Below are 5,667 nucleotides of genomic sequence, written 5' to 3'. Positions count from 1 at the left end.
CGCGCCGTGCCCGACGTGCGGATGAACCCGCTGCTGCTCAAGCCCGAGCGCGACACGGCCAGCCAGGTGGTGCTGATGGGCCGGGTCGACGAAGCGATGGCATGCGTGCCCTGGCGCGAGCGCAGCGCGCTCGTGTGGCCGCGTGTGGCCGAGGCCTTCGACGCGCTGGCCGCAGCGCACGACGTGGTGGTGCTGGAAGGCGCGGGCTCGCCGGCCGAGATCAACCTGATGGCGAGCGACATCGTCAACCTGCGCATGGCCCGCCATGCCGGTGCGCGCTGCCTGCTCGCCACCGACATCGACCGCGGCGGCGCCTTCGCCCACCTGTACGGCACCTGGGCGCTGATGCCCGAAGCCGACCGCGCGCGGCTGGCGGGCTTCGTGCTCAACCGCTTCCGCGGCGACGCAGCGCTGCTGGCGCCGGGGCCGCAGCAACTGCAGCAGCTCACCGGCGTGCCGACCGTGGCGACGCTGCCCATGTGGCGCGAGCACGGCCTGCCGGAGGAGGACGGCGTGTTCGACGCCGGCACGATCGGTCATACCGATGCACGCCTCACGGTCGCGGTCGTCGCGTATCCGCGCATCAGCAACCTCGACGAGTTCCAGCCGCTCAAGCGCGTGCCGGGCCTGCGCCTCGTCTGGGCGCGCACGCCGGGCGAGCTGGCCGGCGCCGACTGGATCGTGCTGCCCGGCTCCAAGGCCACCGCCGACGACCTGCAATGGCTGCGCCGCCAGGGCCTGGACCGCGCCATCGCCGCGCATGCGGCGGCCGGCGGCGCGGTGCTCGGCATCTGCGGCGGCCTGCAGATGCTGGGCGAGGCGCTGGTCGATCCGCACGGCATCGACGGCAACGCCGCCGGCCTGGGCCTGCTGCCGCTGGTGACGGTGTTCGAGCGCGAGAAGACGGTGCGCCACCGCCGCGCCCGCTTCGGCGCGCTGGACGGGCCGTGGGCGGCGCTCGCGGGCTGCGAGGTGGCGGGCTACGAGATCCACCACGGCCGCACCGCGCTGCATCCCTCGCTCGCTGGCGACGGCGGCGAGGCGATGCCGGACGGCCTGGCCTGGCGCAACGCGCGCGGCAACGTGCTGGGCGTGTACCTGCACGGCCTGTTCGAGGACGCGGCGGCGCTGCACGCGCTGTTCGGCGCCGAGGTGCCCACGCTCGACGCCGTGTTCGACGGCCTGGCCGATTTCATCGACGACCATTTCCAGCCCGGTGCGCTCGCCGGGCTGCTCCAACCCGCACCGTGACCGATCCGCTGATCCCCGACCTGCCCGACATCGACGACCCGCAACTGGCTGCGCGCCTGCAGTCGCTCATCGACCACAAGATCAAGCCGCTCGGCGCGCTCGGCCGCCTGGAGGCGCTGGCCGTGCGCCTGGGCCTGATCCTCGGCACCGAGGCGCCGCGCCTGGAACGGCCGCAGATGCTGGTGTGCGCCGGCGACCACGGCCTGGCGGCGCGCGGCGTGTCGGCCTATCCGCAGGAGGTGACGGCGCAGATGGTGCTGAACTTCCTGGCCGGCGGCGCCGCGGTGAGCGTGCTGGCGCGCCAGCACGGCCTGGCCCTCACGGTGGTGGACTGCGGCATCGCGCGCGAGCTGCCCGCGCAGCCCGGCCTGCTGCAGCGGCGCATCGGACCCGGCACGGCCGACATGCTGGCAGGCCCGGCGATGACCCGTGCGCAGTGCGACGCAGCCATCGCCAACGGCCGCGAGATCGTGCGCGCGCTGCCGGGCAACGCGCTGCTGCCGGGCGAGATGGGCATCGGCAACACCTCGTCGGCCTCGCTGCTGCTGGCGCGGCTGGCGGGGCAGGACATCGACGCCTGCACCGGCGTCGGCACCGGCCTGGACGACGCCGGCCGCGCGCGCAAGCGCGACGTGCTGCGCGAGGTGCTGGCGCGGCATGCGCGGGCCACGGCGCCGCTCGATGCGCTGGCGGCCTTCGGCGGCTTCGAGATCGCCACGCTCGTCGGCGCCGTGCTGCAGGCCGCGCAGGAGCGGCGGGTGATCGTGGTCGACGGTTTCATCGCCAGCGCCGCCGTGCTGGTGGCGCATGCGCTGCAGCCGCGCGTGGTGCAGCGCTGCGTGGCGGCCCACGGCTCGGCCGAGCCGGGCCATGCGCCGATGCTGCGCGCGCTGGGCCTCGTGCCCCTGCTCGATCTGGACCTGCGGCTGGGCGAGGGCTCCGGCGCCGCGCTGGCCTGGCCGCTGCTGGAGTCGGCCTGCCGCATCCTGCGCGAGATGGCGAGCTTCGAGTCGGCGGGCGTGTCGACCCGGGGCTGACGCCGCGCGCGGCCCTGGCAGAACAGGGCGCGTGGATAACATGCGCGCCATCTGCGGCGGGAGTTCCCTCGTGAAGACCTTCAAGAAAATCGTCCTGGGCGCGCTGGCGCTCCTGGTGCTGGCCGGCGTGGCCGGCTGGTTCAGCCTCGACAAGGAAACGCGCGGCTTGCTCAGGGCGCTGCCCACCAACCGCGACGTGCTGTTCTGGAGCCAGGCGCAGCGCGATGCGGCCTTCCGCGCCATGGACCGCATCCCGCTGCTGGCCAAGTGGCACACCGTCGCGCCCGGCGCCGCGCCCAGGCCGCTGCCGCCCGGCCCGCCGCTCGCGCTCGGCATCGATGCCGATGCCTTCCTGGCCAGCCAGCACGGCGCGGCGGTGCTGATCCTGCAGGGCGGCAGGCTGCGGCTGGAGCGCTACGGCCTGGGCTTCGATGCCGCGGGGCGCTGGACCAGCTTTTCCGTCGCCAAGTCCTTCACCTCCACGCTGGTGGGCGCCGCGGTGCGCGACGGCGCCATCAGGAGCCTGGACGACAAGGTCAGCGACTACATCCCGCAGATGAAGGGCTCCGCCTACGACGACGTGAGCGTGCGGCAGCTGCTGACCATGACCTCGGGCGTGCGCTGGAACGAGGACTACGGCGACCCGAATTCCGACGTGGCCCGCTTCAACAACCACCGGCCCGAGCCCGGCGTGGATGCGCTGGTGAGCTACATGCGCACGCTGCCGCGCGAGGCGCCCCCCGGCACGCGCTGGCACTACAGCACGGGCGAGACCAACCTGATCGGCATCCTCGTCACCCAGGCCACCGGCAAGCCGTTGGCGCAGTACCTGCAGGAGAAGGTGTGGCAGCCTGCCGGCATGGAGCGCCCCGCCACCTGGCTGCTGAGCAAGACCGGGCAGGAGATCAGCGGCTGCTGCCTGCAGGCCGCGCCGCGCGACTTCGCGCGCTTCGGCCAGTTCATCCTCGAAGGCGCGCGCGTCGATGGCCAGTCCATCGTGCCCGACGACTGGCTGGCCGACGCGACCACCCGGCGCGCCGACATCGGCATCCCCGGGCGCGGCTACGGCTACCAGTGGTGGACCTTTGACGACGGCAGCTTCGCGGCGCGCGGCATCTTCGGCCAGGGCATCTTCATCGACCCCCAGCGGCAGCTGGTGATCGCCTTCAACGCCGACTGGCCGTCGGCGCAGGATGCCCAGGCCGCCGCCGCGCGCGAGGCCTTCTTCCGCGCCGCGCAGAAGGCGGTGGACGAGGAGGCCGCCGGCCGCCCGGGATGAACGCGCTGCGCCACTTCCTGCTCGCGCTGCAGTTCTTCACCCGCGTGCCGGTGACGGGCCGGCTGGCCGCGTGGGTCGGCTACAGCCCGGCGATGCTGCGCGCCAGCGCGGCGCACTTCCCGGGCGTGGGCTGGCTGGTGGGCGGCGTGGCGGCGGGCGTGTTCCTGCTCGCGCAGGCGGGCCTGCCGCCGCTGGCGGCCGTGCTGCTGAGCACGGCGGCGACGGTGTGGATGACCGGCGCCTTCCACGAGGACGGCCTGGCCGACACGGCCGACGGCCTGGGCGGATCGGCCGGGCGCGAGCGGGCCCTGCAGATCATGAAGGACTCGCGCATCGGCAGCTACGGCGCGCTGGCGCTGGTGCTCGCGCTGATGCTCAAGGTCGCGCTGCTGGCGGCGCTGGCGGGGCAGGGCGCCTGGGCGGTGGCGGCGGCGATGCTCTCGGCGCACGTGCTGTCGCGGCTGGCGCCGCTGGCCGTGATCTGCACGCTGCCGCACGTGGGCGACGAGGGGACGAGCAAGTCCAAGCCGCTGGCCGATGCGCTGTCGGGCCCGGCGCTGGCGGTCGGCGTGGCGTGGTCGCTGCCGGCGCTGCTGCCCGTCGCGGTGGCGCTGGGCCCTGCGAAGGCGGCGGCGATGGTGGTCGCCGCCGCGCTCGCCGCGCTGTGGATGGGCCGGCTGCTGCGCCGGCGCCTGCAGGGCTTCACCGGCGACGGCCTGGGCGCGACGCAGCAGCTCGCCGAGCTGGCCGTCTACCTCGCGCTGGCATGGCGCTGGCCGGCATGAGGCTGTGGATGCAGCGCCATGCGCCGGTGCTGTGCGCGCCGGGCCTGTGCTACGGCGCGAGCGACCTGCCGGCCGACCCCGCGCACACGGCCGAAGCCGCGGCGCGCATCGCGGCCGCGCTGCCGGCGGGCGTGGCGCTGTGGACCTCGCCGCGCGTGCGCTGCACCGTCCTCGCCGAGGCCGTCGCGCGGCTGCGGCCCGACCTCGGCGCGGTGCGGACCGACGTGCGCCTGGCCGAGATGGACTTCGGCGCCTGGGAGGGCCGGCCCTGGTCCGCCATCGCGCGCAGCGAGTTCGATGCCTGGCTGGCCGGCTTCGCCGATGCGCGGCCCGGCGGCCACGGCGAGAGCACGCGCGCTTTCATGCAGCGGGTGGCGGCCGCCTGGGACGACTGGCGCTCCGGCGGCCGCGACGCGGCGTGGTTCACCCATGCCGGCGTGATGCGCGCCGCGGGCCTGGTCGAACGCGGCCGGCGCACCGTGCGCGAGGCCGGCGACTGGCCGCAGGACGCCATCGGCCACGGCGAATGGCGCTGCCTGGGCGGGTCTCGTCAGCCCGGCGCGGGCGTCTTGGGCTTGTAGTCGCAGAAGGTGTGCACCGCGCATTCCCAGCATTTGGGCTTGCGCGCCACGCACACGTAGCGCCCGTGCAGGATCAGCCAGTGGTGCGCGTGCTGCACGAATTCCTTGGGCACGCGCTTCTCCAGCTTCAGCTCCACCTCCAGCGGCGTCTTGCCGGGCGCCAGGCCGGTGCGGTTGCCGACGCGGAAGATGTGCGTGTCCACCGCGATGGTCGGCTCGCCGAAGGCGATGTTGAGCACCACGTTCGCGGTCTTGCGACCCACGCCGGGCAGCGCCTCCAGCTCGGCGCGCGTGCGCGGCACCTCGCCGCCGTGGCGCTCGACCAGGATGCGGCAGGCCTCGACCAGGTGCTTGGCCTTGCTGCGGTACAGGCCGATGGTCTTGATGTAGGGCTCCAGTCCCTCTGCGCCCAGCGCGAGGATGGCCTGCGGCGTGCTGGCGACGGGGAACAGCTTGCGCGTGGCCTTGTTGACGCTCACGTCGGTGGCCTGCGCCGAGAGCAGCACCGCGGCCAGCAGCTCGAAGGGGGTGGAATATTCCAGTTCGCTCCTGGGCGCCGGGTTGGCGGCCTGGAGCGTGGCGAAGAAGGGGACGATGTCGGCTTTTTTCATCGGGGCGGCGCCGACTGTAACGGCGCCGCGCCCGAGGCCGGCCGTTCAGGCGGTGGCAGCGTCCTGTTTGTCCACCTGCTGCTGGGCCAGCCCGCGCAGGTAGCGGCGCAGGCGCACGATGCC

General features: G+C 74.3%; 6 protein-coding genes. 5 read left to right on the top strand and 1 reads right to left on the bottom strand.

Annotated features, from left to right (window positions below; genetic code table 11):
- The 5 genes from ACIY1X_RS24150 to ACIY1X_RS24130 form a co-directional block, all read left to right on the top strand.
- On the top strand, window positions 1-1,251 hold a 1,251-nt coding region (locus ACIY1X_RS24150; RefSeq protein WP_399685614.1), incomplete at its 5' end, for a cobyric acid synthase.
- Window positions 1,248-2,288, top strand: a complete 1,041-nt coding sequence (gene cobT, locus ACIY1X_RS24145; protein ID WP_399685612.1) for a nicotinate-nucleotide--dimethylbenzimidazole phosphoribosyltransferase — start codon at window positions 1,248-1,250, stop codon at window positions 2,286-2,288. The genes ACIY1X_RS24150 and cobT, both read left to right, overlap by 4 nt.
- Before the next feature lie 70 nt (window positions 2,289-2,358).
- Window positions 2,359-3,567 (top strand): serine hydrolase domain-containing protein, encoded by a 1,209-nt coding sequence (locus ACIY1X_RS24140; RefSeq protein ID WP_399685609.1) that lies wholly within the window; start codon window positions 2,359-2,361, stop codon window positions 3,565-3,567.
- Window positions 3,564-4,352 (top strand): adenosylcobinamide-GDP ribazoletransferase, encoded by a 789-nt coding sequence (gene cobS / locus ACIY1X_RS24135; protein WP_399685606.1) that lies wholly within the window; start codon window positions 3,564-3,566, stop codon window positions 4,350-4,352. Before ACIY1X_RS24140 ends, cobS begins: the two co-directional genes overlap by 4 nt.
- Complete coding sequence (locus ACIY1X_RS24130; protein WP_399685605.1) at window positions 4,349-4,933, top strand: histidine phosphatase family protein; 585 nt, start codon at window positions 4,349-4,351, stop codon at window positions 4,931-4,933. The genes cobS and ACIY1X_RS24130 overlap by 4 nt, the downstream gene beginning before the upstream one ends.
- On the opposite strand, the gene nth is transcribed toward ACIY1X_RS24130, so the two are convergent.
- Window positions 4,903-5,544 (bottom strand): endonuclease III, encoded by a 642-nt coding sequence (nth, locus tag ACIY1X_RS24125; RefSeq protein WP_399685602.1) that lies wholly within the window; start codon window positions 5,542-5,544, stop codon window positions 4,903-4,905. The genes ACIY1X_RS24130 and nth overlap by 31 nt on opposite strands.
- Between the last annotated feature and the right edge of the window lie 123 nt (window positions 5,545-5,667).

It is taken from the genome of Xenophilus sp. (genome assembly GCF_044462705.1).
GTDB classification, from domain to species: domain Bacteria; phylum Pseudomonadota; class Gammaproteobacteria; order Burkholderiales; family Burkholderiaceae_C; genus Xenophilus; species Xenophilus azovorans.
Note: the sequence above shows the minus strand (reverse complement) of the source record. Positions and strands in the feature narration are given on the sequence as shown.

Excerpts from the sequence above, each read along its gene's own strand:
- nth (WP_399685602.1), bottom strand. The coding sequence starts at position 5,544 with ATGAAAAAAGCCGACATCGTCCCCTTCTTCGCCACGCTCCAGGCCGCC.
- ACIY1X_RS24130 (WP_399685605.1), top strand. The coding sequence starts at position 4,349 with ATGAGGCTGTGGATGCAGCGCCATGCGCCGGTGCTGTGCGCGCCGGGC.
- cobS (WP_399685606.1), top strand. The coding sequence starts at position 3,564 with ATGAACGCGCTGCGCCACTTCCTGCTCGCGCTGCAGTTCTTCACCCGC.